This window comes from Pseudonocardia kongjuensis (genome assembly GCF_039526905.1).
In the GTDB taxonomy this organism is placed as follows: domain Bacteria; phylum Actinomycetota; class Actinomycetes; order Mycobacteriales; family Pseudonocardiaceae; genus Pseudonocardia; species Pseudonocardia kongjuensis.
The window spans coordinates 38,833-63,233 of the sequence record NZ_BAAAJK010000004.1 but is presented as its reverse complement, the minus strand read 5'-3'; the positions used below and the strand labels follow the sequence as shown (position 1 = coordinate 63,233).

Genomic DNA, 24,401 nt, shown 5'->3' with positions numbered 1-24,401 from the left:
GTCACCGGATCAGTTCCGGTCCGGCGCGGTCAGCGGCGGGCAGCTACCGCCCTCGGCCAGCACCTGCCGCCGGGTGCGCAGGTACAGCACCGGGCCACCGGCCAGGCCGCGCAGCTTCCGGGCCGCCGCGCCGTCGGGCAGCGCGACCGTCTCGTGCCGCCGCTCCTCCGGGTCCGCCGGCACCTCGGCCACCTCGGCCACCGCGACCGCCGAGGGCCCGGCGCCCGGGGCGGCGTCGGCCGCCCCGGCGTCGCCACCCGCCGGGGCCGGCCCCGGGACGACCGCACCGGCGGCGGGTTCCGGCTCGGGAGCATCCCCGGCGCCCGCGGACTCGCGGCGCACGATCTCGCGCAGCCGGGCGATCCCGGCCGGGAACCGGCGCAGCGCGAGCCGGCGGGCCCGCCCGTCCAGCGCGACCTTGCCCAGGAACGCTCCCAGCCCGAGCGCGTAGCCGCCGAGCTGGTCGCGCAGCTCGCCGTCCGAGGGCCGGTGGTGGTGCCAGACGTAGGCGGCGGGCAGGTAGCCGAGGGTGCCGCCGTCGAGCACGATCCGGACCAGCAGCTCGATGTCCTCGCCGCCGCGGGTCGGCCGGCCCGGGCCGAGCGCCTCGTCGAAGCCGCCCAGCTCCCGGACCCGCCGGGCGCGCACCGCGAGGTTCGCGCCGATCCCGAACAGGCCCGGGGAGAACGGGAACACCGGCGAGTCCGACGGCGGGTCGTCCAGCCGGAACCGGCGCGGGGCGAACCCCTTGTTCCAGGCCAGGGCGACGTCGGCGGCCCGCTCCTGCGGGGTGTCCAGCCGGGCGGCCAGCACCGGCCCGCTGAGCCCGGTGAGCCCGGGATCGGCGGCGAACGCGCCCGCGATCCGGGACGCCCAGCGCCGGTCCGGCTCGGTGTCGTCGTCGGTGAAGGCGACGACCTCGGTCCGCGCCTCGGCCAGCCCCCGGTTGCGGCCGACCGACACGCCGCGCCGCAGCTCGTGGACGTAGCGCACCCGCTCGTCGCCGAACGCGGCGACCACGTCGCGGGTGCTGCCGTCCGGCGGGTCGTTGTCGACGACCAGCACGGTCACCGCCGCGTGGTCGCCGGCCAGGATCGCCGCGAGGCAGCGGCGCACGCTCTCCGGGCGGCCGCGGGTCGCGACGACGACGGTCATCGGCTCGTCCGAGGTCGGGGGCGGCTCCGGCGGGGTGGCCGCGACCACCGCGGCGGTCGCCCGGCCGATCTCCCCGGCGGAGGCGCGGCCGCCGATCAGCGGGACGTCGACCTGGCCGACGGGCAGGCCCGCGTCGGTGACCAGGAGACGGGCGGTGGTGAACCGCGGGGGGACGTGCAGGCCCGCCCCGGGCGGCCCGCCCGGGCCGCGCCGGTGGGCGGTCTCCCCGACCCAGATCGGGCCGGGTGGTCGGTCCGGCACTGCGGGGACCTCCGGTGTGTGTCGTCGACATGTGGTGGTGGTGGATTCGTACCGGATGCCCGGTCCGGTTCGGTCCCGGCGGCCCGCCCGGACGGGCGGGTGCGGGACGGCGCGTCGGTCGTGGTTCAGGTCGCGGCCGCCGTGGTGCGCGTTTCGGCACCGCACGGGTCGGTGCGGCCACACGATCGTGGCAGAGCACCCGGTTTCCGACACCGTCGCACCGGCACCGGCGGCCGGAGCGGCCGTGCGAACGGCATCCCTGCGCCGTCCGGCCCACCGGCCGATCCGGCACCCGGACCGTCACCCACTCGTACCGACCGTTCGTCGCAGAATTCGCTTCGGCAACCTCGAACGGCGCAGTGCATCCACCGTTCGGCGGCCGTTCTGTGCGTGAATCGCGCGGAAAGCGCCGCTCGTCGCACACGCGGCGGGGCTGACAAGCATGTGAGTCACGGAGCGGTTACGGTCCTTCGTGCTGGCCGACGAAACGTCGGCTGGTGCGCCTGGTCGGCCGTCCGAGCCCCGCCTGCCGACACTCCCCCTGGCGCCCACCAGCACGCGGCGGGGACGGGTTCGCGACCGGCCGAGGGCCGGGGTGGGCCCCGTGGCGGCGAGGAACCACGTATGACCACTGCACTGAATCCGGTCGACTCCCCCGCGACCGAGCTCCCCGACATCGGCGCCCCCCGGCGCCGCCGTGATCGCGACTCCGGCGCCGGCATCTCGGCCGCCGAACTGCTCTCCCGCTACGCCGAGGCAGGCTTCGACACCCCCGCGTCCGGCGGCCGTCGCGCCGCCCGGGCCGCCGGTACCGGAGCGTTCGGCCCGGCGATCGAGCAGATCGACACCCCGGCCACCGGGTTCCCCGGCCTCCCCGGCACCGGCCTCCCCGGCACCGACGACTCGATCGTCTCCCGGGACCTCCCGGCCGGCGTCACCTCCCGGTCCGCGATCGGCCTGGTGCGCGGCACCTCCGACACCGGGCCGTTCGGCCGCAACCCGCGAGCGGTCGCCGCGACGATGTCCGCGACGCTGGTCGGCGCCACCGCGGTGATGGGCGTCGTGACGGCCATCAGCACCCCCGGCGAGCAGGCCGCCGAGGAGCAGGCGGCCGGGGTCGACCTGGCGGGTGTCAACAACGAGGCGACGATGACGCTGTCGCTGCCCGCCGCAGGCTCCGAGCAGGGTGGCGCGGGCACCAGCGAGGCCGCGACCACGCTCGGCAGCGGGCTGGAGCAGGCCACCGCCGCGGTACCGCAGGCCTTCGAGCAGGCCGACGCGGCGCGGATCGCCGCGGTCGCCCAGCAGGAGGCGCAGGAGCGCGCCGAGCAGGAGCGCGCCCGCGCCGGTGAGCGCGCCGCGAACAACGCGGGCCGCGGCGCCGGATCGGGTGCCGGCGACATCGTCGGTGACCTGACCGGGTCCTCGGCCGGCATCCAGGCGCTCGCCACCGCGAAGACCGCCCTCGGGTCGCCCTACAAGTGGGGCGCCACCGGGCCGAGCGCCTTCGACTGCTCCGGGCTGATGGTCTGGGCCTTCGAGCAGGCCGGCATCGACCTGCCGCGGACGTCGAGCGCGCAGTCGCAGATGGGCGGCCAGTCGGTCTCCAAGAGCGAGCTGAAGCCCGGCGACATGGTGTTCTTCTACTCGCCGGTCAGCCACGTCGGCATCTACGCCGGCAACGGCCAGATCCTGCACGCGTCGACCAGCGGGGAACCGGTCAAGTACTCCGACATCGACGCGATGCCGTTCCACAACGCGATCCGGGTCTGACCCGGAACACCGCACGACGGCCGAGGCCGGGTCCCTGGGGAGGGGCCCGGCCTCGACGCATGTCCGGGTCGGGTCAGCGGGTCGGTGCCCTGGGTCCGGTGCCGCGGCCCGCTGACCTCGCACCCCTCCACGCGCACCCCGCACCCCTACACGCGCACCCCGCACCCTTCCTCGCGCACCCCGCACCCCGGCTCCGGTCCCGCACCCCTACACGCGCACCCCGCACCCCGACTCCGGGCCCGCACCGGGTGGAGACGGTGCGCGAACGACCCCGGGGTGCGACACGACCCCAGACACCCCACACCCGCCTGCACGAGTCCACGAGTCCACGAGTCCACGGCGGATCCCACGGCAGACCTCGCACCCCAGCCGGCGGACCCCCACACCGGCCCGCGGACCCCGCACCCCGGCTCCTACGTCGCACCTCCCGCACGTCGTCGCACCGGCTCGAGCAGGTGCGGCGTCGCGGCCGGGGTGCGGCATCGCGGCCGGGGTACGGCGCCGCGGCCGGGGTACGGCGCCGCGGCCGGGGTACGGCGCCGCGGCCGGGGTACGGCGCCGCGGCCGGGGTGCGGCGTCGCGCCCGGCCACCCGTTCCGGGCGCCGGCTACAGCCCCCGCAACCGCTCCGCGACGGCCTCGGGGAGCACGTCGGAGATGAACGCCCCGGCCCCGGACTCCGACCCGGCCAGGTACTTGATCTTCCCGGGCGCCCGCCGGATCGAGTGCAGCCGCAGGTGCAGCCGGGCGTCACCGCGCCCGTCGGCCGCCCGGACGGGGGCCTGGTTCCAGGCGGCGACGTAGGGCAGCTCGTCGTCGTGGAGGGCGTCGAGCCGGCGCAGCACGTCCAGGTAGACGTGCCCGAACTCGGCGCGCTGCGACTCGTCGAGCGCCGGGAGGTCCGGCGTCGGGCGGTGCGGGTAGAGGTGCACCTCGACCGGCCAGCGGGCCGCCTCGGGCACGAAGGCCGTCCAGTGCTCCCCCGCGACGACGACCCGCTCCCCGGCCCGCTCGGCGGCCAGCCGGACGTCGAACAGGTTCTCCCCGGTCGCCTCCCGGTGCGCGGCCACCTGCGCGAGCATCCGCTGCGGGAACGGCGGCAGGTACGGGTAGGCGTAGATCTGGCCGTGCGGATGCGAGAGCGTCACGCCGATCTCGGCGCCCCGGTTCTCGAACGGGAACACGTACCGCACCCCCGGGCGGGCGCCCAGCTCGGCGGTGCGGTCGGCCCACGCCTCCAGCACCAGCCGGACCCGGCGGACGGAGAGCCGGGCGAACGGGGTGTCGTGGTCGTCGGTGAAGCAGACGACCTCGCAGCGCCCGGACTCCGCGACCGGTGTGTCCCCTGCCGGCTCGGCGACCGGCGCACCCGGCGCCGACCCGAACGCCGGGAACCGGTTCTCGAACGCGACCACCTGGTACTCCGGTGACGGCACCTCGGTGAGCCTGCCGTCCCGGCTGGGGCACAGCGGGCACTCGTCGTCCGGCGGCTGGTAGGTGCGGTCCTGGCGGTGCGCGGCGATCGCGATCCACTCCCCGGCGAGCGGATCGAGGCGCAGCTGCGAGGCCGGTGTCACCCGGGGCAGGTCGCGCCGGTCCACCAGGGCGGCCGGATCGCGCGGCGGCGAGCCGGGCTCGTCGAACCAGAGGATCTCCCGGCCGTCGGCCAACCGGGTCGCCGAGCGGCGCACGTTGCCCATCACTGCTCCTCCGTCCGGGCGACGATCACGCGGTCGATCTCGCCCTCGAGCACCGCCAGGTCGGCCCCGGCCAGACCGGAGTCGGTGACCAGCACGTCCGCCTCGCCCAGCTCGGCGATCGTCGAGATCCCGACGGTGCCCCACTTCGTGTGGTCGGCGACGACGACGAGCTGCCGGCCGGCGTCGACGAGTGCCCGGTTGGTGTCGCGCTCGGTGAGGTTCGGCGTGGAGAACCCGGCCGCCGCGCTCATCCCGTGCACACCGAGGAACACGATCTCCAGGTTCAGCGAGCGGAGCGCGGCGATCGCGACCGGCCCGACCAGCGCCTCGGACGGCGTGCGCACCCCGCCGGTGAGGATCACCGTGCTGCCGCGGGCCTCCGCGCCACCGGTGTGCAGCACCTCGGCGACGGCGAGCGAGTTGGTGACGACGGTGAGCCGCGGGATCCGGGCCAGCCGGTGCGCGAGCCGCCACGTCGTCGTGCCGGCGGACAGGCCGACCGCGGCACCGGGCTCGACGAGCGCCGCCGCGGCGGCCGCGATCGCCTCCTTCTCGGCGGGCTCGCGGACCGCCTTCGCCGAGAAGCCGGGCTCGGTGGTGGTCTGGTCGCCGACCGCCGTCGCGCCGCCGTGCACCTTGTCGACCAGCCGGCGGCGGGCCAGCACGTCGAGATCGCGGCGCACCGTCATCTCGGACACGCCCAGGTCCCCGGCCAGCTCGGACACCCGGACCGCGCCGCGGGCGCGCACCCGCTCCACGATCATCTCGCGGCGCTGCTCGGCGAGGAGGCTCACGGCGGCGGATCCGGGACGGGCATCACCCGCACAGGTTGCAACAAAACCGAACGCAGTACAACCACACATCCCGTGTTCACTTCTGTCCGGCTGCGGTCTATCTTGTGCGTTGATTTGCGCAACGCAACCCTGCGCGCACCCCACTCGACGACGAGGAGCGTCCGGATGGACCAGTGCGAGACCGCCCTGCGGAAGGGCGTGGCATGACGACCGAAGAGATCCTCCGGCTCGATCCGAACCTCGTCGACTACCTGCTCGTCGCCTTCTACTTCGTGCTGGTGCTGGGCATCGGCTTCGCCGCCCGCCGCTCGGTCTCGTCCAGCCTGGACTTCCTGCTGTCCGGCCGGTCGATGCCGGCCTGGATCACCGGCCTGGCGTTCATCTCGGCGAACCTGGGCGCGATCGAGCTGATCGGCATGGTCGCCAACGGGGCCCAGTACGGCGTCCCGACCGTGCACTACTACTGGCTCGGCGCGATCCCGGCGATGGTGTTCCTCGGCATCGTGATGATGCCGTTCTACTACGGCTCGCAGGCCCGCAGCGTGCCGGAGTTCCTGCTCAAGCGGTTCAACCGGACCACCCAGCGGGTGCAGGCGGTGATCTTCGCCGTCGCCTCGATCCTGATCGCCGGCGTCAACCTGTTCTCGCTCGGCCTCGTCCTGGAGGCGCTGCTCGGCTGGTCGCTGTACCTGGCCATCCCGGTCGCCGCGGTCGTCGTGCTCGGCTACATCTCGCTCGGCGGGCTGTCCGCCGCGATCTACACCGAGGTCCTGCAGTTCTTCGTGATCCTGGCGCTGCTCATCCCGCTGACCGTCGCCGGGCTGAACCGGGTCGGCGGCTGGGACGGCCTCACCCGCGCCGTCACCGAGGGTCCCAGCGGCGGCGCCGACCTCAACGCCTGGCCCGGCACCCCGCTGACCGAGATCGAGAACCCGTTCCTGTCCGTGCTCGGCATCGTGTTCGGGCTCGGCTTCGTGCTCTCCTTCGGGTACTGGACGACGAACTTCGCCGAGGTGCAGCGGGCGCTGTCGGCCAAGAGCATGTCCGCCGCCCGCCGCACCCCGATCATCGGCGCCTTCCCGAAGGCGCTGGTCGTGCTGGTCATCGTGACCCCGGGCATGATCGCCGCGATCCTGGTCCCGCAGATCAGCGCGGTGAAGGAGGGCGGCGGCGGCGGGGCCGTCGACGGCATCACCTACAACAACGCGCTGTCGCTGCTGATGAAGGAGCTGCTGCCCAACGGCATCCTCGGCGTCGCGATCGCCGGGCTGCTCGCCGCGTTCATGGCCGGCATGGCGGCGAACATCAGCTCGTTCAACACCGTCTTCACCTACGACATCTGGCAGGACTGGGTCCGCCCGGACCGGGACGACCGCTACTACCTGCAGATCGGCCGGCTGGTCACGATCATCGGCTGCGTGCTGGCGATCGGCACCGCGTTCATCGCGTCCGGCTCGGCCAACCTGATGGACTACATCCAGTCGCTGTTCAGCTTCTTCAACGCCCCGCTGTTCGCGATCTTCATCCTGGGCCTGTTCTGGAAGCGGATGACCGGCCCGTCCGCCTGGATCGGGCTGCTGTCGGGCACCACCGCCGCGGTCACCGTGGACGTCCTGGTCCGCACCGGGGTGCTCGAGATCTCCAACCAGGCGGGCAGCTTCCTCGGCGCGATCGCCGCGTTCGTCGTCGGGGTCGGGGTGGCGGCCGGGGTGTCGCTGGTGACCGCTCCCCGGCCGGACGCCGAGCTGGTCGGCCTGGTCTGGAACCTGACCCCGAAGGAGGCCAGGGTGCACTCCACCGACGGTGACGACGCGGGCTGGTACCGCTCGCCCGCCGTGCTCGCCTCCGCGGTGCTCGCCCTGACCGTGGTCCTCTACGTCGTGACCGGCTGACCGGAACAGGAGCCCAGAGATGACCGACGATCCGGCAGGCGCCCGGGCGGGCGCCGACGCACCCGTCTCGACGACCGCCACCAACCTGTTCGACCTGCGCTCGGTGATCGCGCTGCTGTTCGGCGTCTACGGCGTGGTGCTCGTGATCATGGGCCTGGTCTCCGGCGACGACCCGGAGAACCTGGCCAAGACCGGTGGGACGAACCTGAACCTGGACACCGGGATCGCCATGCTGGTCATCGGTGCGCTGTTCGTGCTGTGGGTGTGGCTGCGCCCGCTGCGCATCCCGGCCGCACCCGCGGACGGCGACCCGCCGCCGCCGTGACGGGGGTCAGCGGCGGCGCGCGTCGGGCGTCGGGTAGACCGGGTTGAACGCCTGCAGCGTGTAGGCGTCGATCCGGCGGCCCAGCCGGCTCAGGGCGGCGCGCAGTCCGTGCGGGAGGTGCAGCGTGGCGACGGTGTCGCTCATGGGCGGAGATCCCTTCTCCGTCGGGGACGTGCGGGGCGGCCGCCCCGCCGGACCGTTCCAGGATGCACTGAATCGATCCGGAAGCGCCATCGACGGCGACCCGGGTCACCCTGTGACCTGCATCGGGGCCACTCCGTGCGGGTGATCGCCCGGGACGGGGCGCACGAGATCGAGATCCAGCGCTCCCGGTTCCTGTGCACGGTGGCCCGGGTCGCCGACGTCCCGGCGGCCACCGCGGTGATCGACCGGGTCCGCCGGGCCGGCCCGGACGCCACCCACCACTGCACGGCGCTGCGGATCGGCGACCCGGCGACCGGGGCGATGACCGCCCGCAGCAACGACGACGGCGAGCCCTCCGGCACCGCGGGCGTCCCGATGCTGGAGGTGCTGTCCCGGCGCGACCTGACCGACGTCGTCGCGGTGGTGTCCCGCTGGTTCGGCGGCACCAAGCTCGGCGCGGGCGGGCTGGTGCGGGCCTACTCCACGGCGCTGTCGGAGACCCTGGACCGGGTCGGCGAGCTGCGCCGGGTCCGGCACCGCGAGCTGCTGCTGGCGCTGCCGCACGACCGGGCCGGGCGCCTGGAGCACGACCTGCGGAACTCGCCCTACCTGCTGCGCGAGGTCGAGCACGGCGCCGACGTGACGTTCACGGTCGCCGTCGCCGAGTCCCGGCTCGACGACTTCGGCGGGTGGCTGGCCGAGCACACCGGGGGCGCCGTCGAGGCCCTCGACGCCGGGCCGCGGGACCTCTATCTACCCTGATCACGTGCAGATCCGCGACGCCCACGACGAGGACTGGCCCGCCGTCTGGCAGATCCTGCGGCCGATCTTCGCCGAGGGCACCACCTACACCGTGCCGGCCGATGTGGACGAGGGATGGGCCCGCTCGATGTGGATGCTGCGCCCGCCGGGCCGGGTGGTGGTCGCGGTCGACGACGACGGCGTGCTGGTCGGCACCGCGAAGACCGGACCGAACCAGCCGGGCCCCGGATCGCACGTGGCGACCGCGAGCTTCGCCGTCGACCCGCAGCGGGCCGGCCGGGGCACCGGGCGGGCGCTCGGCGAGCACGTCCTGGCGCTGGCCCGCTCGCTCGGCTACTCGGCGATGCAGTTCAACGCCGTCGTGCAGACCAACACCCGGGCGGTCGCGCTGTGGCACTCGCTGGGCTTCGCGACGGTCGGGATCGTGCCGGACGCGTTCGCCCTCCCCGACGGCACCACGACCGGGCTGCACGTCATGCACCGCCACCTGGGCGGCTGAGCCGGGCTCACACGCCCTTCCACACCGGCGCCCGCTTCTCGGCGAACGCGGTCGCGCCCTCCCGGGCGTCCTGCGAGCTCATCACCGCGGTGACGATCTCCTCCTGGCGGGCCCACCGGTCGGCGCCCCAGTCCGGTCCCTCCAGCACGATCCGCTTGCTCGCCGCGACGCCGAGCGGGCCGTTGCCGGTGATCCGGGCGGCCAGCGCCAGTGCGGCGTCCAGCGCGCCGCCGTCGTCGACGACCTGGTTGACCAGCCCGGCGGCCTCGGCCCGGGCGGCGTCGATCGGGTCGCCGGTGAGCAGCATCTCCAGGGCGAGCGCGCGCGGCACCCGGTTCGCCAGCTCGAGCGCGCCGCCGGCCGCCGCGAACAGCGAACGCTTCACCTCCGGCACCCCGAACCGGGCGCCCCGGGCGGCGACCACCAGGTCGCAGGCCAGCATCAGCTCGAAGCCGCCGGCCAGCGCCCAGCCCTCGACCGCGGCGATCATCGGCTTGCGCGGCGGGGTCTGGGTGATGCCGCAGAGCCCGCGCCCGGGCAGCCCCGGCCGCTCGCCCCGCAGGAACGCCTTGAGGTCCATCCCGGCCGAGAAGGCCCCGCCCGCGCCGGTGAGGACGCCGGCCCGCAGGTCGTCGTCGGCGTCCAGCTCGTCTGCGGCGGCCGCGATCGCGTGCGCGACGTTCTCGTTGAGCGCGTTCCGCGCGGCCGGCCGGTTGATCGTGATCACCTGGACGCCGTCGCGGCGCTCGACGAGCACCTCGTCGGCGGAAACGGTCAGCTCTGACTGTTCGGTCATGGCGCCACAGTAGCCGCCGGATCCGGCCGTGCCGAGCGCAGCGCCGGATGGAGGACGGCGAGCAGCACGCCGAGCAGGCAGGCGACGGCCGCGACGAACGCGGGCACCCCGGTCCCCAGCGTGTACAGGGCGGTCCCGGCCAGCGGGCCGATCACGAACGTCGATCCGTTGGTCGCGTTCACCAGCCCGGCAACCCCGCCCTGCCCCTCCGGCCCGGCCTGCAGGGTCGCCGCGGTGGTGTAGCCGGGCATCGCCAGCCCGAGACCGGCCGCGAGCAGCGTCATCGCCAGCCCGATGGTGAGCACCCCGGGTGCGACGGCGAGCAGCAGCAGCCCGGCGGTGGCGATCGGGAGGCCGACCCGCAGCAACCGGACCGGCGGCCAGCCCAGCCGGGGCACCGCGACGCCCTGCATCAGCACCAGCGCGACCCCGGACAGGAACGACATCGCGCCGGACACCCGGACGGTGCCCGCCGCGTCCAGCCCGAGCCGGTCCTGGACCAGGAAGCCGAGCACGATCAGCACCAGCCCGAGCGACAGCATGACCAGGAATCCGGTCAGCAGGACCGGCCACATCCCGGCGTCCCACGGACGGACCGGGCGGGGCGGCGGGGCGGCGGGCCCGGGCGCCGGGGGCGCCGCGGGGGCCGGCCGGACGCCGACCGCCACCACCGCGATCGACACCAGCACCGCGACCGGCGCCAGCCAGACCGGCCCGAGCAGGCCGGCGAACGCGAGCAGGGCGCCCAGCGCGGGCCCCAGCGCGACCGCGACGCCCTGCACCGCACCGAGCCTGCCGATGCCGGCGGTGCGCTCCGGGCCGGGCGCGGTCCGGGCGGCGATCAGCGCCATCGCCGCCGTCGGGACCGCGCCGAGACCGATGCCGAACACCACGCTGCGGGTCGCGATCATCCCGGCGAGGGTGGCCCCCGGCGACAGCGTACCGGCCAGCGCGGCCTGCGAGACGAGCGCGAACCCGGTCAGCCCCAGCCCGGCCGTGGTCAGCCCGGCCAGCAGCACCCGGCGGTGCCCCCACCGGTCGACCACCCGCCCCCAGAACAGACTGGTGACGGCGAACAGCCCGGCGGCGACCGTCATCACCAGCCCGAGCTCGACCGGGGTCAGCCCGACCTCGCGGGACAGCGGGGCCAGCACCGGCACCAGGACCTGCTGCGAGACGATCGCGGCCAGCACCGCGAGCAACAGGATCCCCTGTGCGCGCCCCGCCGACCGCCCGGACTCCCCCATCACGCCTCCCCGGCGCGGCCCGCACGGACCCACGCCGGGTGAGGTTAACCTAACCCACCGCCTCCGGAGCGGTCACCGGCACCGAGTACTCCCAGTCGGCCAGCAGCGTCCGCAGCGCGCTGAGCAGGGCCAGCGGCTGGTCGATCATCACGTGGTGCCCGGCGCCCGGGATCTCGATCACCGGGGCGGCGCGGCCCATCCGGTCCACCACCATCTCGCCCATGTCGGCCGGGACCAGCCCGTGCTCGGCCCGGAACAGCGCGATCCGGCAGCCGGGCCGGCCCAGGTCGGCCGGGGTGAGCCCGATGCCGGCGAAGATCCTCGGGTCGAACTTCCAGCGCCAGCCGCCGTCGACGGCGGTGATGCTGTGCTCGGCGATGTGCCGGTGCACCCAGGGCAGGTCGCCGTCCTGCACCGGGACGGTGCGGAACCGGGCGATCAGCGCGTCCCGGTCCGGATGCACCCGGGCCGGGCCGAACGCCCGCTTCTCCCGGGCCGCGTCCTCCTCCGGGGACCGGTCGCGCACCGGCGAGTCGACCGCGACCGCCCCGGCCAGCTCCTCGCCGTAGCGCAGCGCCCCGGTGAGCGTGACGAAGCCGCCCATCGAGTGCCCGATCAGGGTGGGCCGCTCGCCGAGCCGGGCGTCGTCGATCACCGCCCGTACCTCGGCGGCCCAGCGGTCCAGGTCGTAGGACGGCGCCCGGCCGGAGTCGCCGTGCCCGGACAGGTCCACCGCGACGACCCGGCGCGAGCCCTTCACCAGCAGCGGCGCGATGTGGTCCCACCAGTGCGAGTGGGCGGCACCGCCGTGCACCAGGACGACGCCCGGCCCGCCCGGCTCGCCCCACGTCCGGTAGGCGATCGGCACCCCGTCGACCTCGACGCTGCCGGAACCGGACGGCGTGTCGACGGCCGAGGTGAACCAGGCGGGCGGGACGTCGGGCACGTGGGCCTCCGGCGGTGGTGTCGGGAACGGGATCGGGACGGCTCGAACGTACCTTCTCGCCAGTTCTGACTACGCGCGGTAACGAACGGTGGCAACCGGGCGACGCACCCGACAACGTCGGTACGGCCGAGGGGGGCACATGAACGGATCGACGGGCGGGACGGTGATCCGGGCGGTGCCGCGCGACCGGATCGGCTGGGCGGCGGCCGACCGGATGCTGTGCGCGGCGCTGGTCACGCTGTCCCGGGACGACGCACCGCCGGACGCGACGGCCGCCGCGGTGCGGTCCTGGTGCCGGCTCTCCGGGGCGCTGCGCGCCGCGCAGGCGCGACCGGGCTATCCGCCGGGACCGTGCCCGGACCTCTGCCTGGTCGCGGTCCATCCCGCCGACATCGAGCCGATCGGGCGGCTGGCCCGCGAGCTGGGACGATGTCTGCTCCCCGGTGCCCGCCCGACGACCGCGCGGGCGCTGCTGCGGGCCGCGAGCGCCGCCGCCACCGGGCCGTGCGGGCTGGTCGTCGAGCTGGCCCGGATGCACGGCGTGCTCGATCTCGACCACGGCCAGGACGCGGAGCTGCTCTACGCGCTCGCCGGCGTCCGGACCACCGGCGCGACCATCCTCGCGGCGCACGACCGGGTGGCCGGACGGGTGGCGGCGATGTGGGCGGCGGGCGAGCCGGATCCCGGCCCGGTACCGGCCGACGGCCTGCCCGGGAGCGGGTACGGGCGGCACACCGGCCCGCGGTGACGCTGCGCGATCACCCGGGATACCGACCGTTCCCGTCTCGACTCTTGTTGACGGGTTTTCTATGATGACGTTGTGTCTCACAGTGATGTGGTGGAACGCACGACCGTCGTCACGACGCCGGACGGCCTGGGCCTCGCGGTCGAGGAGCGGGGCGACCGCACCGCGCCGACCGTCGTCGCCGTGCACGGGTACCCGGACGACCGGCACGTCTGGGACGGTGTGGCCCGCCTGCTCGCCGCCGACCACCACGTCGTCACCTACGACGTCCGGGGGCACGGCGACTCGGACGCCCCGGCCGGACGTGCGGGCTACGATCTCGAGCTGCTCGCCGCCGACCTGCGCGCGGTCTGCGACGCGGTCTCCCCGGACGCACCGGTGCACCTGCTCGCCCACGACTGGGGCGGCATCCAGACCTGGCACGCGGTCACCGGCGACGCGCTGAGCGGCCGGGTCGCCTCCTACACCTCGATCTCGGGGCCGTGCCTCGACCACGTCGGGCTGTTCCTGCGCCGGCGCTCCCCGCGGGACCTGCGCGCGGTCGTCCGGCAGGCGCTGCACTCCTGGTACACGCTGGCGTTCCGGCTGCCGGTGCTGCCCGAGCTGGTCTGCCGCAGCGGGCTGCTCGGCGGGCTGATCGAGCGGACCGAGCGGATCCCCCGCCCGTCGGTGCGCGACGCGGTGAACGGGCTGGAGCTCTACCGGCGGAACCTGCCCCGCCGGCTCGGCCGCCCGGAGCAGCGCCGCACCGACGTGCCGGTCCAGATCCTGGCGCCGCGCGGCGACGCCTACGTGACGCCCGCACTCGCCACCAGCGCCGCGCAGTTCGCCCCCGACCTGCGGGTCCGCTACCTGCCGGGCGGGCACTGGATGGTCCGGCACCGGCCCGAGGTGATCGCCCGGTGCACCGCCGAGATGGTCGCCGGGACCGCCGAGCAGGCCGCCGCCGAGCAGGCCGCCGGGCCGACCGTGCAGCCGACCGCGCAGCCGGCCGCCGAACCGACCGTGCAGCCGACCACCGGGCCGACCGTGCAGCCGACCACCGGGCCGCCGGCCCTCGCCCGGGCCGCGGCCCGTGGCCGCGCGCTGGTCGCCTCCGGCGGCCGGTCCGGGCGGGCGGTCCGCTGGGCGGGCGGTCTCGCCGTGGTCACCGGCGCCGGGAGCGGGATCGGGCGGGCCACCGCACTGGCGCTCGCCGACCGGGGCTGCCGGGTGGTGGTCGCCGACCTGTCCGCCGACGGTGCCGCCGGGACCGCCGGGATCGTCGAACGCAGGTACGGCAGCGGCCGGGCGTTCGCGGAGACCGTCGACGTCGCCGACGACGACGTCGTCGCCGCGCTGGCCGCCCGGGTGGCGGCGACGCACGGGGTCCCCGATCTGGTCGTCAACAACGCCGGGATCGCCGTCGCCGGGCCGTTCGCGGACACCACCGCCGAGGAGTGGCGGCGGATCGTCGACGTCAACCTGTGGGGCGTGGTGCACGGCTGCCGGCACTTCGGGGCGCTGCTGCGCGAGCACGGCGAGGGCGGGCACCTGGTGAACGTCGCGTCCGCGGCGGCCTACCTGCCGTCCCGCGCGCTGCCCGCCTACGCGACGACGAAGGCCGCGGTGCTGATGCTGTCCGAGTGCCTGCGCGCCGAGCTGGCCGAGGACGGCATCGGTGTCACGGCGCTGTGCCCGGGGTTCGTGGACACCCCGATCACCGCGCACACCCGGTTCGCCGGCACCGACGAGGCCACCCAGGAGGCCCGCAGGCGGGCGTCCGCGGCGGCGTACGCGCGGCGCGGCTACACCCCGGAGCGGGTCGCGTCGCGGCTGGTCCGTGCGGTGGAGCGGAACGTCGCGCTGGCACCGGTCACCGCGGAGGCGCACGCCGGGCTGCTGGCGTCCCGGCTGTCCCCCGGCCTGCTCCGTGCCGTCGCCCGGATCGACGGCGGAACCCGCTGACGCACGCGTCCCACCACGCCCGGAGAGAGGAGCACGTCGATGAGCACGCTCGGCAAGCACGGCACCCGGATCACCCGTGACCGGACCGCCGACGACCGCACGCCCCATGACCGGACAGCCGATGACCGGATGGCCCATGACCGGATAGCACTGCACGCCCGGGACGTCCGGTTCGACTTCTCGGCGCTGCGCACCGACTGGATCCCCGGCGAACCGTTCGCGTCGCACCTGATCGACGTGCTGCACCTGCTGCTGCCGGAGGGTGAGCGCTGGTTCGTCGAGGTGTTCTCGCAGGCGTTGCCGATGGTGCGCGACGACGCGCTGGCCGAGGACGTCCGCGGGTTCATCGGGCAGGAGGCGATGCACGCGTCGTCGCACCAGGGCGCGCTGGACCACCTGGGCGAGGCCGGGATCGACGTGTCCCGGTACGTCGAGCAGGTGGAGTGGATCTTCGGTGAGCTGCTCGGCGAGCGCGGGCTGTCCGGGGACGCGGCGCGGGAGTGGCTGGTCGAGCGGGTCGGGCTGGTCGCCGCGATCGAGCACCTGACGGCGGTGCTGGGCGAGTGGATCCTGCACTCCCCCGAGCTCGACGCGGCCGGCGCCGACCCGCAGATGCTGGACATGCTGCGCTGGCACGGCGCGGAGGAGGTCGAGCACCGGTCGGTGGCACACGATCTGTACGTGCATCTGGACGGGCGTTACCTGCGCCGGATCCGGGCGATGCTGGTGACCGCACCGGCCCTGATCCGGTTGTGGGCGTCCGGCACGGCGCAGCTGTGCGCCCGGGATCCGGAGCTGCGCGGGACACCGGCGCGGCGGGCCCGGATCCGGGACTACCTGCGGGCGTCGCGGCGGGGTCTGGTGCCGGGTCCGATGCTGTTCGCCAGGGCGATGCTCACCTATCTGAACCCGCGGTTCCATCCGGCGAACCACGGCGACACCGACGCGGCGGTCGCCTACCTGGCGGTCTCCCCCGCGGCCCGCGCAGCCGACGGCGGGCCGGCGGACGGCACCCCGGCCGAGCCGCACGGCGGAGCGGCATGAGCGCGGCATGAGCGGCATCGCCCCGCCCCCGCATCCCAACCGCAGCGCACGGGCACTGGCGACGGTCACCGCCGTCGCCCAGAAGGTGTCGGTCCGCAGCGGCCGCCGCCGTCGCCCGGCCGCCCCGGTCGACCGGGAGCTGCCGGTCACGGTCCGGTCGGTGACCCACCCCTGCCCGGACGTCGCCGAGGTGGAGCTCGTCGGGTCCGGGCCGCTGCCCGGCTGGCGGCCGGGCGCACACCTGGACGTCGTGCTGCCGTCCGGCCTGCTCCGCCAGTACTCGCTGTGCGGCGATCCGGCGGACCGGTCGGTGTACCGGATCGCGGTGCGCGCGGTCCCGGACGGTTCGGGATCGGCGCAGGTGCACCGGCTCACCCCGGGCACCCGGCTGACGCTGCGCGGCCCGCGGAACGCGTTCCCGCTGGCGGCGGCCCCGTCGTACCTGTTCCTGGCGGGCGGCATCGGGATCACCCCGATCGCGCCGATGGTGCGGTCGGTGCACGCCGCCGGGCTGCCGTGGCAGCTGGTGCACACCGGGCGCGACCTGGCGTCGATGCCGCTGTCCGGCGGTCTCGCCGAGCTCGCACCGGGGCGGGTCCGGCGCAGGCCGGACGACGACGGCGGGATCCCGGCGGCGGCCGAGCTGCTGGCCGGGACGGACCCGTCGGCGGCGGTGTACTGCTGCGGCCCACCGGCCATGATCGACGCGGTGCGCCGGGCGCTGCCGGCGCACCGGCGCTTCCACTCGGAGCGGTTCTCGCCGCCGCCGATCCGGGACGGCCGCCCGTTCACGGTGGCGCTCGCCGGCGGACCGGAGCTGCCGGTGCCGGCGGACCGGACGGCGCTCGACGTGATCCGCGAGGTCCGGCCGGATGTCCCCTACTCCTGCCGGCAGGGGTTCTGCGGGACCTGCCACGTGCGGCTGGTCGAGGGGTCGACGGTGGGCGATCCGGCGGGCCCGGGCCTGACCGCGCTGTGCGTCGGGCGGGCGGAGGGTGCGCGTGTCGTCGTCGATCTCGGTCGCTAGGCGTGGCGGTTCCGTACCCTTTCCGGTGATGACCTCCTCACCCGCCCGTTCACCGCGTCGGATGACGCCCGAGGCCCGGCGCGCACAGCTCGTGTCGGCCGCCCTCGACCTCTACGGCAGCCGCTCCCCGGACGAGGTGGCCGTCGAGGACGTGACCCGGGTCGCGGACGTGTCGCGGGCGCTGTTCTACCGCTACTTCTCCGGCGTCGAGGAGCTGCACGTGGCGGCGCTGGGCAGCGTCGCGGACGAGCTGATCGCCCGGGTCGCGCTGGCCGGTGAGGGGCCGCTGGAGGAGCAGCTGGCGGCGGCGCTGGACGTGTTCCTGGACGTGGTGCAGCGGCACGCCCGCGCCTACGTCGCGCTGCTGCGCAGCGGATCGGTGGTGTCCACCGGCGAGACGGACGCGCTGGTCGACGGGGTCCGCGACCACATCGTGGACCTGCTGTGCGTGCGCGGCGGGGTGCCGGAACCCGAGCCGCTGCAGCTGATGACGCTGCGCGGCTGGGTCGCGCTCGTCGAGGGCTCGGTGCTGGCCTGGCTGGAGGCCGGGCGGGTCCCGGACCGCGCCGGGCTGCGGGACTGGCTGGTGGAGCAGCTGTTCGCGATGCTCGAGGTGACCGCCCGGCGGTCCTGACCGGTCCGGGTCAGGGTGCGACGATCCCGAACGCGTTCGGGACGGCACGGTGCGCGTCCTCGGACGGCGCGTTCACCACCCGGCCGCGGAACACCATCGTCGACGATCCGCCGCCGTCGAGGTTGACGCCGTGCACCGCGCCGGCCCGGCGCAGCTGTTCGGCGGTCTCGGCGAGCGTGATGCCGACGCTGGTGGAGTCGCGGCCGTCCGCGGTCAGCAGGACCAGCCGTCCGTCGTCGGTGATCCCGGCCGCGCTGCGCGGCTCGCGGACGGCGTCGTCGAGGCCGGCGACGGGTGCGCCGTCGCGCAGCACCGGGCTCCCGCCGACCGCGGTCCGCGGCGGCACGCCGGACGCGGCGGCCAGCCGGTGCTCGACGACGACCCGGTCGCCGGGCGCCAGGCCGCGCAGCGCCGCGGCGCCCCCGTCCCGCCCGACCAGGACCTGCTCGCCGTCCGGGACCGGCCCGGTGCCGGGCGGTCGGACCTCGGCGACGGCGCCGTCGCGGACCGCGACCTCGATCCGGTCCGGCGCGCAGGGTGCGTCCCGGTCGGTGTCGCTGCCGCAGAGCGTGGCGTTGCGGTCGCCGTCCCAGTCGGGGGTGAGCAGGCCGATCCCGTCGACCGGGACGGCATAGGCGTTGAGGGTGCGGATCGGCAGCGTCGTGCCGTCGGCGGTGCCGACCGAGGCGTCCAGGGTGAGCCGGTCGAGGCGGGGACCGCCGGCCGCGTCGACGGCGAGCACGTCGCCGGGGTCGCTGCCCGGGACGGCCGGTGCGAGCCGGCGCCCGGGCGGGACCGGCGAGGTGAGCGCACGGCCGTCGCGCACCGACGGCCCGGCGGGCGCGTTGCTGCGGGCGAAGTCGAAGAAGTCACCGTTGACGGCCGCGGCGACGCCGGCCCGCCCGGCGTGCACCGGGACGGTCGCGCGCTCGCCGACGGTCGCGCCGGTGAGCAGCTCGGCCCGGACGCCGTCCCGGCGGAGGTCCGCGACGACGACGTCGGTGCTCACCGGGCCGCCCGGGGTGTCGATCCGCTCCTCCCGGTGGGTGATCGCGGGGGCCGGCGCGACGGTGTGCACCGCGACGATCGGTGCGGGCGCGGTCGCGGGTGCGGGCGCGGTGACCGGGCCCGCCGGCAGCAGCACGGCGAGCACCGCGGTGACGGCAGGCGTCACCACCCGGTCGCGCACCCGCCTCGTCATCGCACTCCCCCGGTCGCCGGTCGGCCGGGGGAGAGACGATCACAACGGGCCGGGCCGGGGCGCGCCGGTGCGGCACACCCCGGCCGTAACCACCCGGTCGTGGGACATCCGGCCGGGCCGGGGGGCGATCGGGATCACCGGAACGGGGTCCGGCGTCCGGGTGCCCGGCGGACCGCCGGGGATCAGCGCTCCCGCACCCGGGTGTACAGCTCGGCCCAGTGCTCCGGCCCGAGGTCCCGGGGCAGCGTGCGCGCGTCCAGCCCGGCCCCGGCGGCCCAGCCGCGGGCGGTGGTGCGGCCGTACCGGCGCGCGACGACGTCGACCACGCCCCGCCCGCGGCCGGTGAACACCTGGTCGACCATCCGCTGGTAGGGCCCGGCCGGGCCGTCGACCAGCGGCCGGGCCCGGCGGGTGATCTCCAGGATGCCGCCGTCCACCGAGGGGACCGGCCGGAACGCGCCGGCCGGGACGCGCCCGACGAGGCGGAAGCCGAACCAGGGCCACCAGCGGGCGGTCAGCGCCGTCGTCGGGCCGACGGCGGCCCGCTTGCGCGCCACCTCCCACTGCAGCAGGAGCAGCGCGTGCGCCCAGCGCGGGGCGGGCAGCAGCCGGCGCAGCAGCGGGGTGGTCAGTGCGTACGGGACGTTGGAGACGACGTCGACCGGCCGGTCGAGCCGTTCGCGCAGGAGATCGCCGTGCCGGACGGTGACCCGGGCGCCGAACCGGCGGCGCAGCCGGTCGACCCGGTGCGGGTCGATCTCGACGGCGGTGACCGGCCGGTCGAGCCGCAGCAGCGCGGCGGTGAGCGCGCCGTCGCCCGCGCCGAGCTCGAGGACCGGCCACGCCGGGTAGCCGCCGACGACCGCGGCCAGCGCGGCCGGGACGGCGGGATCGACGAGGAAGTTCTGGCCGTGCTCGTGACGGCCGAGTGGGCGTGCCAAGGGACGCTCCCGGGGAGGGGAGCCGGACGCGCACGGGGGCGCCGCCCGGCAGTGGTCGGGGACCGGCTGCGGGGACGGCGGTGCCGCGGGAGAGGGCGCCGCCGTCAGGCGACGCGCAGGCGTATGGAGGCTGCCACGGGACGGACGGTAGGCGCCCGGTGCGGGCGGCGCACCCGGTTTCCGCGCCCCGGCGGGGCCGCGGTGTCAGTCCGCGGGAACGCAGCGCCGGGTCGACACCCTCACGCCGCCGTCGAGCCGGCCACCGGCGATCCGGGCGGCCCGGATGCAGGCGTGCGTCCACATGTTGAGCTGCACCTCCTTCGCCACCCGCAGCCGGTCGTACATCAGGTGCGAGAGCCGGTCCCCCGGCCGCGCCCAGGACTCGATCGTGAACAGCAGGCGATCCCGGTCGCCGGGATCACGGCCGGCCCGGAACGCGATCCGGCCGGCCTCCAGGTGCCCGCGCAGGGTGACGAAGGAGAACCCCTCCGGATCGGCCGCGCAGACCCGCACCGGGCCGTCCCACGGGCCGGGCATCCGGATCAGGAACTCGTCGCCGACCGCCATCGCGCCCGGGGTGCCGCGGGTCCGGCGGAACACCGCGAACTCCGGCGACCAGCGGTCCGGGTCGGCGGTGAGGCGGCCCATCAGCTCCCGCGGGCTCAGGCCGGAGCCGGCGATCCGGACCTGGTAGACGCGGTGCAGCAGGGTGCCGTACCCGTCGGCCGGGTGCTGGACGCCGTCCTCGTCGGTCCCGGCCGGGTCCGGCGGCGGCAGGTCGGACCGGTCGCCGGCGACGTCGCTGCGGTGGATCGGGGTGGTCCGCCAGAAGTACCGCCAGGACACCAGCGCGCAGCCGACCGGCCAGCGCAGGGCGGCCGCGACCCGCCGGGATCGGCGGTCACCGGTGGCCGGGGCGCTGCGTGCATGCATTCCGGCATCGCAGCACGGGTGTAGGCGGCGCGCGAGCGGGGAACCGTCCGGCATGACGGTCGGACGGGTCCTGCTCCGCACTGGTCTGCGCGGCGCGCAGCTCCAGTGGCTCTCGCTCGGGTCGGTGGGCCTGTCGATCGGGTTGTGGTTGCGCGCCAAGACGGTCGACCAGGACGAGCGCGGCAACGCCGAGCGCCGGGCCGTGTTCGTCGGGCTGTGGCCGTCGATGCTCTGGATGATCGGCGAGTCGATGCGCCGCGAGGAGAAGGGGGGCCGGTCCTGATCAGCACCCGCCTCGGCCGCCCGTCCGCCGCCCGCCGGGCCGCGGACCTGGACGCGCTCGCCGGTCTCGCCGTGAACGTCGATCCGGCGGACGAGCCGCGGGCCGCCGACGACCCGGCCTGGCACGTCGACCACGGCCGCGCCCTGGTCGGCACCGAACCGCCCGGCGATCCGGTGCCCGGCGGCGACTGGGAGCGCGCCTGCACGGTGGTGCGCGGCTACCAGTTCACCGACCCGCACCGGCTGCGCGGCATCTTCCGGCCGGACGATCCGCTGCTCGGCCGGGACATGCTGCTGGAGGGCCGGTTCGGGCCGCTGCGCTTCCACCTGGGGGTGCGGGTCACCGGCATCGTCGACGAGGTGCGCGACGGGACCCGCGTCTGGGGCTGGAGCTACGACACGCTGCACGGCCACCTGGAGCAGGGCCGGCTCACCTACGAGGTCGTCAAGGACCTGGCGACGGGCGAGGTCGAGTTCGTGATCCGGGCCTTCTCCCGGCGCGCGCCCATCCCCGATCCGGTCCTCGCCACCGGGTTCGCCCTGTTCGGGCGGGCGGTGCAGCTGGAGTTCTACCACCGCGCCGGGCAGCGGGTCCGGGACCTGGTCGGCGCGGCGCGGGCCGGGCGGCCGCTGCCCCGGCCGGTCCCCGACCCGGACGGCATCGCCGTCGCACCGGAGGGCAGCAGGCACCTGCGGGGCGACTCGCTCGCCCTGCTCGTCCGCCGCCCGGGGCCGTCGGCGCCCCCCGCAGCACGCCGGGTTAGGGTCACCTGACTTGGAGGACGTCATGCAACGCCCGAACCCCTTCCGCTGGCTCGCCTACGCCTTCGGTGCCCGGCTGCCCGAGCGGCACCGGCGCTGGGTGCTGCACGACGTCACGTGCCGCACCTGGTGGCTGCGTCATCTCGCGCGCACCGCCGTCCAGCTGACCCCGCTGCTGGCGCTGCTCTACCTGGTCGTGCCCGGGCCGCCGTGGGTGCGGCTCGGCGCGATCATGTCGGGCGCGTTCATCGGGTTCTTCTACTCGCTGGTCTACATGGTCGAGGCCGCGGAGACGCGGGTGATGAAGGCCGGGTACCCGGTGGGTGCGGCGGCCTCCACCCGCGAGGCCCGCCGGTCCGAGCAGCACGTCGAGGCCCGCCGCCGGTACGACGAGATCTACCGCGACGAGCGCGGCCGGGGCGACCGCCCTGGCTGAGCGTCAGCCCGTTCCGTAGTGCGCGATCTTCTCGTCCAGCACGGCGAGCGCCGCGTCCAGCCGGGACCGGCGTTCCAGCAGCTCCGCCCGGTGCGCGGTCAGGAAGGCCACCAGGTCCGCGGCGCCCGCCCGGTCGTCGAGCCGGGCCCGGAACTCGCGCAGATCGGCGATGCCCAGACCGGCGCGGCGAAGGCAGCCGACCATACCGATCCAGGCCAGGTCGTCGTCGGTGTAGATCCGGCGCCCGGCCCGGTCCCGGGCCGGCGCCGGGACCAGCCCGACCCGCTCGTAGTAGCGCAGTGTGTCGATCGAGAGCCCGGTCCGCCGGGCGGCCTCGCCCGTCGCGCACGGTCCGGCGCCGAGCAGCGTCATGCGGCGGTGTCCAGCCGCTCGCGGGCGGCCGCGCCGAGCACGAGATCGCGGGCGTCGAGCGCCTCGTCGAGCTGCCCGATCGTGCTGACCCCGACCAGCGGCCACGCCGGTGGGACGGCGAGATCTCCGGCCCGCCCGCCGCGTCCGCCGCCCCCGGCGAGCAGCCAGGCCAGCACGACCTGGTTGCGGGTGGCCCCCAGCTCCGCGGCGACCGCGTCCAGCGCGGCGACGCGGGCGGTCGTGCCGGGGTGGTCGTAGGCGTCGGGAAGCGCGCGGTCGGTGCGGGTGAGGGCGCCGTTCACCAGCGGAGTGTAGGCCCAGAGATCGAGCCCCTCGGCGGTCGCGAGATCGGCGCCGTCGGCGGTGAGCAGCATGTGCCCGACGTCGGGCAGCGCGGCGCCGGGCCGCGGCAGCAGGTAGGAGTGCCGCCACTGGACGGCGTCGACGCCCGGGAGTCCCCGCTCCCCGGCCAGGCCGCGCAACCGCTGCACCCGCCACGAGGTGTGGTTGGACGCCCCGATCCGGCCGGCCACACCGCTGGTGACCAGCCCGCCGAACGTCTCCGCCGTCGCGGCCGGATCGGCGTCGCGGTCGTCGGTGTGCGCCCAGTAGAGGTCGACGTGTCCGGTGCCGAGCCGCCGCAGGCTGCCGGCCGCGGCCTCGGTCACCGCGGCCGGGCCGAGCCCGCCGCGCACCCCGGTCTTGGTGGAGATGCGCACCTGCTCGCGCACGCCGGGGCGCGCCGCGAGCCAGGAGCCGATCACCCGTTCGCTCTGGCCGCCGGCACCGGACGGGTCGTTCCAGAACGCGTAGACGTCGGCGGTGTCGATCCACTCGCCGCCGCGCTCGACGAACCGGTCGAGCAGGGCGAACGCCGTGCCGGTGTCGACGCGGGTACCGAAGTTCATCGCGCCGAGGACGATCTGCGGGGTGCTCATGCGACGAGCATCCGGCCTGGAGCGCGCTCCAGGTCAAGCCGCTGTGCCACGATGGCCGCATGGGGCCCGACCTCGACGGCGTGTTCGCCGCACACGGTGTCGCGGTCGCCTACCTGTTCGGGTCACGGGCCGAGGGCACCGCGACCCCGGCGAGCGATCACGACGTCGCCGTCCTGTTCACCGCCGGACGGCCGGCGCTGGACGCCACCCAGCGGCTCGCCGCGGATCTCGCGCCGGTGCTCGGGACCCGGGTCGACGTCGTCGACCTGGCGGGCGCCGGTCTGGAGCTGCGCGGGAAGGTCGCCGAGTCCGGGCGGCTGCTGTTCAGCGCGGACGAGCCGGCCCGGGTGCGGTTCGAGGTGGACGCCCGGATCCGGTGGATCGAGTTCCGCCCGGTGCTGGAGGAGACCACCCGGTCGTTCCTCGCACGGGTCGCACGGGAGGGCCTGCGCTAGATGGTGGACACCGACCGGGTACGACGCCTCCTGGTGATGCTGGAGCGCTACCGCGACCTGCTCGCCGAGGGCGGCCCCGATCCCTACCGGCGCAGACATCTGGTCCAGACCGCGGCCCAGATCTGCATCGACCTCGCGAACCACGTCATCGCGGCCGACGGGCACCGCACACCACGCGACTACGGGGACGCCTTCCGCGTGCTCGCCGAGGTGGGGGTGCTCGACGACGGGCTCGCCGCACGGATGGTCTCGCTCGCCGGCGCCCGGAACGTGATCGTGCACCTCTACGCCGAGGTCGACGACGAGCTGCTCGCCCGCAGTATCGCCGACGGCGGGCTGGACGATCTCGGTGCGTTCGCGTCCCGGATCGCCGCGCTCGCCGGCTGACCGC

27 protein-coding genes are annotated in these 24,401 nt (G+C 75.7%); 15 read left to right on the top strand and 12 right to left on the bottom strand.

The features are described 5' to 3' along the window. Positions 1-9: 9 nt before the first annotated feature. Entirely contained in the window at positions 10-1,416 is a 1,407-nt protein-coding gene (locus ABD160_RS04455; protein WP_344018514.1) for a glycosyltransferase family 2 protein, read from the bottom strand. A 624-nt stretch (positions 1,417-2,040) separates the two neighbouring features. Between ABD160_RS04455 and ABD160_RS04450 the strand changes: the two genes are divergently transcribed. Beyond that, positions 2,041-3,189, top strand: coding sequence for a C40 family peptidase (locus ABD160_RS04450; protein WP_344018512.1), 1,149 nt, complete (start codon positions 2,041-2,043; stop codon positions 3,187-3,189). 607 nt (positions 3,190-3,796) lie between these two features. On the opposite strand, the gene galT is transcribed toward ABD160_RS04450, so the two are convergent. After that, the gene (galT, locus tag ABD160_RS04445; protein WP_344019322.1) at positions 3,797-4,879 is read right to left on the bottom strand and encodes a galactose-1-phosphate uridylyltransferase; all 1,083 of its coding nucleotides are present in this window, start codon (positions 4,877-4,879) and stop codon (positions 3,797-3,799) included. 8 nt (positions 4,880-4,887) lie between these two features. Then, positions 4,888-5,682, bottom strand: a complete 795-nt coding sequence (locus ABD160_RS04440) for a DeoR/GlpR family DNA-binding transcription regulator (RefSeq protein WP_344018510.1) — start codon at positions 5,680-5,682, stop codon at positions 4,888-4,890. 203 nt (positions 5,683-5,885) lie between these two features. Between ABD160_RS04440 and ABD160_RS04435 the strand changes: the two genes are divergently transcribed. Together ABD160_RS04435 and ABD160_RS04430 are read left to right on the top strand one after the other, a co-directional pair. Further along, positions 5,886-7,574 carry a sodium:solute symporter family protein gene (locus ABD160_RS04435; RefSeq protein ID WP_344018508.1) on the top strand — a complete coding sequence of 563 codons (1,689 nt, stop codon included), beginning with the start codon at positions 5,886-5,888 and terminating at the stop codon, positions 7,572-7,574. 19 nt (positions 7,575-7,593) lie between these two features. Then, positions 7,594-7,899 (top strand): hypothetical protein, encoded by a 306-nt coding sequence (locus tag ABD160_RS04430; RefSeq protein WP_344018506.1) that lies wholly within the window; start codon positions 7,594-7,596, stop codon positions 7,897-7,899. A gap of 6 nt (positions 7,900-7,905) precedes the next feature. On the opposite strand, the gene ABD160_RS04425 is transcribed toward ABD160_RS04430, so the two are convergent. After that, a complete protein-coding gene (locus ABD160_RS04425; protein ID WP_344018503.1) occupies positions 7,906-8,043 on the bottom strand; it encodes a hypothetical protein in 138 nt (45 codons plus the stop codon). A 135-nt stretch (positions 8,044-8,178) separates the two neighbouring features. On the opposite strand from ABD160_RS04425, the gene ABD160_RS04420 reads away from it, so the two are divergent. Together ABD160_RS04420 and ABD160_RS04415 are read left to right on the top strand one after the other, a co-directional pair. Further along, on the top strand, positions 8,179-8,805 hold the full coding sequence (locus ABD160_RS04420) for an IMPACT family protein (RefSeq protein WP_344018501.1): 627 nt from the start codon (positions 8,179-8,181) through the stop codon (positions 8,803-8,805). Positions 8,806-8,809: 4 nt separating this feature from the next. Next, a complete protein-coding gene (locus ABD160_RS04415; RefSeq protein ID WP_344018499.1) occupies positions 8,810-9,304 on the top strand; it encodes a GNAT family N-acetyltransferase in 495 nt (164 codons plus the stop codon). A gap of 7 nt (positions 9,305-9,311) precedes the next feature. Here the strand turns inward: ABD160_RS04415 and ABD160_RS04410 are convergent, their stop codons facing one another. From ABD160_RS04410 to ABD160_RS04400, 3 genes are read right to left on the bottom strand one after another with little or no spacing between them, the layout of a single operon-like run. Next, entirely contained in the window at positions 9,312-10,100 is a 789-nt protein-coding gene (locus ABD160_RS04410) for a crotonase/enoyl-CoA hydratase family protein (RefSeq protein WP_344018497.1), read from the bottom strand. Then, positions 10,097-11,347 (bottom strand): MFS transporter, encoded by a 1,251-nt coding sequence (locus ABD160_RS04405; protein ID WP_344018495.1) that lies wholly within the window; start codon positions 11,345-11,347, stop codon positions 10,097-10,099. Before ABD160_RS04405 ends, ABD160_RS04410 begins: the two co-directional genes overlap by 4 nt. 49 nt (positions 11,348-11,396) lie before the next feature. Further along, positions 11,397-12,293: an alpha/beta fold hydrolase gene (locus ABD160_RS04400; protein WP_344018493.1), complete on the bottom strand. Its 897-nt coding sequence runs from the start codon at positions 12,291-12,293 to the stop codon at positions 11,397-11,399. A 139-nt stretch (positions 12,294-12,432) separates the two neighbouring features. Between ABD160_RS04400 and ABD160_RS04395 the strand changes: the two genes are divergently transcribed. The 5 genes from ABD160_RS04395 to ABD160_RS04375 all read left to right on the top strand — a co-directional run bounded on the left by ABD160_RS04395 (position 12,433) and on the right by ABD160_RS04375 (position 17,690). After that, positions 12,433-13,041 carry a hypothetical protein gene (locus tag ABD160_RS04395; protein ID WP_344018490.1) on the top strand — a complete coding sequence of 203 codons (609 nt, stop codon included), beginning with the start codon at positions 12,433-12,435 and terminating at the stop codon, positions 13,039-13,041. 90 nt (positions 13,042-13,131) lie between these two features. After that, the gene (locus ABD160_RS04390) at positions 13,132-14,985 is read left to right on the top strand and encodes an SDR family oxidoreductase (protein WP_344018488.1); all 1,854 of its coding nucleotides are present in this window, start codon (positions 13,132-13,134) and stop codon (positions 14,983-14,985) included. Between the two features lie 129 nt (positions 14,986-15,114). Beyond that, positions 15,115-16,029 carry a metal-dependent hydrolase gene (locus ABD160_RS04385; protein ID WP_344019320.1) on the top strand — a complete coding sequence of 305 codons (915 nt, stop codon included), beginning with the start codon at positions 15,115-15,117 and terminating at the stop codon, positions 16,027-16,029. 7 nt (positions 16,030-16,036) lie between these two features. Continuing rightward, complete coding sequence (locus ABD160_RS04380) at positions 16,037-17,056, top strand: PDR/VanB family oxidoreductase (protein WP_344018486.1); 1,020 nt, start codon at positions 16,037-16,039, stop codon at positions 17,054-17,056. A gap of 28 nt (positions 17,057-17,084) precedes the next feature. Continuing rightward, complete coding sequence (locus tag ABD160_RS04375) at positions 17,085-17,690, top strand: TetR/AcrR family transcriptional regulator (RefSeq protein ID WP_344018484.1); 606 nt, start codon at positions 17,085-17,087, stop codon at positions 17,688-17,690. Between the two features lie 10 nt (positions 17,691-17,700). Here the strand turns inward: ABD160_RS04375 and ABD160_RS04370 are convergent, their stop codons facing one another. The 3 genes from ABD160_RS04370 to ABD160_RS04360 all read right to left on the bottom strand — a co-directional run bounded on the left by ABD160_RS04370 (position 17,701) and on the right by ABD160_RS04360 (position 20,765). Next, on the bottom strand, positions 17,701-18,891 hold the full coding sequence (locus tag ABD160_RS04370) for a phosphodiester glycosidase family protein (RefSeq protein ID WP_344018482.1): 1,191 nt from the start codon (positions 18,889-18,891) through the stop codon (positions 17,701-17,703). A gap of 182 nt (positions 18,892-19,073) precedes the next feature. Further along, complete coding sequence (erm, locus tag ABD160_RS04365) at positions 19,074-19,832, bottom strand: 23S ribosomal RNA methyltransferase Erm (protein WP_344018481.1); 759 nt, start codon at positions 19,830-19,832, stop codon at positions 19,074-19,076. A gap of 204 nt (positions 19,833-20,036) precedes the next feature. Next, positions 20,037-20,765, bottom strand: a complete 729-nt coding sequence (locus ABD160_RS04360; protein WP_344018478.1) for a DUF1990 family protein — start codon at positions 20,763-20,765, stop codon at positions 20,037-20,039. Between the two features lie 52 nt (positions 20,766-20,817). Here ABD160_RS04360 and ABD160_RS04355 point away from each other — a divergent pair, with 52 nt between their 5' ends. From ABD160_RS04355 to ABD160_RS04345, 3 genes are all read left to right on the top strand, one after another. Beyond that, a complete protein-coding gene (locus ABD160_RS04355) occupies positions 20,818-21,048 on the top strand; it encodes a hypothetical protein (RefSeq protein WP_344018476.1) in 231 nt (76 codons plus the stop codon). 71 nt (positions 21,049-21,119) lie between these two features. Further along, the gene (locus ABD160_RS04350; RefSeq protein ID WP_344018474.1) at positions 21,120-21,821 is read left to right on the top strand and encodes a DUF1990 family protein; all 702 of its coding nucleotides are present in this window, start codon (positions 21,120-21,122) and stop codon (positions 21,819-21,821) included. Between the two features lie 13 nt (positions 21,822-21,834). Next, positions 21,835-22,245 carry a DUF5313 family protein gene (locus ABD160_RS04345; RefSeq protein WP_344018472.1) on the top strand — a complete coding sequence of 137 codons (411 nt, stop codon included), beginning with the start codon at positions 21,835-21,837 and terminating at the stop codon, positions 22,243-22,245. A 3-nt stretch (positions 22,246-22,248) separates the two neighbouring features. On the opposite strand, the gene ABD160_RS04340 is transcribed toward ABD160_RS04345, so the two are convergent. Together ABD160_RS04340 and ABD160_RS04335 are read right to left on the bottom strand one after the other, a co-directional pair. Beyond that, positions 22,249-22,617 (bottom strand): MerR family transcriptional regulator, encoded by a 369-nt coding sequence (locus ABD160_RS04340; protein WP_344018470.1) that lies wholly within the window; start codon positions 22,615-22,617, stop codon positions 22,249-22,251. Then, complete coding sequence (locus tag ABD160_RS04335) at positions 22,614-23,555, bottom strand: aldo/keto reductase (protein WP_344018467.1); 942 nt, start codon at positions 23,553-23,555, stop codon at positions 22,614-22,616. Before ABD160_RS04335 ends, ABD160_RS04340 begins: the two co-directional genes overlap by 4 nt. 59 nt (positions 23,556-23,614) lie before the next feature. Between ABD160_RS04335 and mntA the strand changes: the two genes are divergently transcribed. Both mntA and hepT read left to right on the top strand, forming a co-directional pair. Then, complete coding sequence (gene mntA, locus ABD160_RS04330; protein WP_344018465.1) at positions 23,615-24,010, top strand: type VII toxin-antitoxin system MntA family adenylyltransferase antitoxin; 396 nt, start codon at positions 23,615-23,617, stop codon at positions 24,008-24,010. Beyond that, on the top strand, positions 24,011-24,397 hold the full coding sequence (gene hepT / locus ABD160_RS04325; RefSeq protein ID WP_344018463.1) for a type VII toxin-antitoxin system HepT family RNase toxin: 387 nt from the start codon (positions 24,011-24,013) through the stop codon (positions 24,395-24,397). It abuts the gene before it with no gap. Positions 24,398-24,401 lie beyond the last annotated feature (4 nt).

Excerpts from the sequence above, each read along its gene's own strand:
- ABD160_RS04410 (WP_344018497.1), bottom strand. The coding sequence starts at position 10,100 with ATGACCGAACAGTCAGAGCTGACCGTTTCCGCCGACGAGGTGCTCGTC.
- mntA (WP_344018465.1), top strand. The coding sequence starts at position 23,615 with ATGGGGCCCGACCTCGACGGCGTGTTCGCCGCACACGGTGTCGCGGTC.
- ABD160_RS04340 (WP_344018470.1), bottom strand. The coding sequence starts at position 22,617 with ATGACGCTGCTCGGCGCCGGACCGTGCGCGACGGGCGAGGCCGCCCGG.
- ABD160_RS04360 (WP_344018478.1), bottom strand. The coding sequence starts at position 20,765 with ATGCATGCACGCAGCGCCCCGGCCACCGGTGACCGCCGATCCCGGCGG.
- ABD160_RS04405 (WP_344018495.1), bottom strand. The coding sequence starts at position 11,347 with ATGGGGGAGTCCGGGCGGTCGGCGGGGCGCGCACAGGGGATCCTGTTG.
- ABD160_RS04370 (WP_344018482.1), bottom strand. The coding sequence starts at position 18,891 with ATGACGAGGCGGGTGCGCGACCGGGTGGTGACGCCTGCCGTCACCGCG.
- hepT (WP_344018463.1), top strand. The coding sequence starts at position 24,011 with ATGGTGGACACCGACCGGGTACGACGCCTCCTGGTGATGCTGGAGCGC.
- ABD160_RS04385 (WP_344019320.1), top strand. The coding sequence starts at position 15,115 with ATGGCCCATGACCGGATAGCACTGCACGCCCGGGACGTCCGGTTCGAC.
- ABD160_RS04435 (WP_344018508.1), top strand. The coding sequence starts at position 5,886 with ATGACGACCGAAGAGATCCTCCGGCTCGATCCGAACCTCGTCGACTAC.
- ABD160_RS04375 (WP_344018484.1), top strand. The coding sequence starts at position 17,085 with ATGACCTCCTCACCCGCCCGTTCACCGCGTCGGATGACGCCCGAGGCC.
- ABD160_RS04345 (WP_344018472.1), top strand. The coding sequence starts at position 21,835 with ATGCAACGCCCGAACCCCTTCCGCTGGCTCGCCTACGCCTTCGGTGCC.
- ABD160_RS04395 (WP_344018490.1), top strand. The coding sequence starts at position 12,433 with ATGAACGGATCGACGGGCGGGACGGTGATCCGGGCGGTGCCGCGCGAC.
- ABD160_RS04450 (WP_344018512.1), top strand. The coding sequence starts at position 2,041 with ATGACCACTGCACTGAATCCGGTCGACTCCCCCGCGACCGAGCTCCCC.
- ABD160_RS04335 (WP_344018467.1), bottom strand. The coding sequence starts at position 23,555 with ATGAGCACCCCGCAGATCGTCCTCGGCGCGATGAACTTCGGTACCCGC.
- ABD160_RS04425 (WP_344018503.1), bottom strand. The coding sequence starts at position 8,043 with ATGAGCGACACCGTCGCCACGCTGCACCTCCCGCACGGACTGCGCGCC.
- ABD160_RS04355 (WP_344018476.1), top strand. The coding sequence starts at position 20,818 with ATGACGGTCGGACGGGTCCTGCTCCGCACTGGTCTGCGCGGCGCGCAG.
- ABD160_RS04380 (WP_344018486.1), top strand. The coding sequence starts at position 16,037 with ATGAGCGGCATCGCCCCGCCCCCGCATCCCAACCGCAGCGCACGGGCA.
- ABD160_RS04430 (WP_344018506.1), top strand. The coding sequence starts at position 7,594 with ATGACCGACGATCCGGCAGGCGCCCGGGCGGGCGCCGACGCACCCGTC.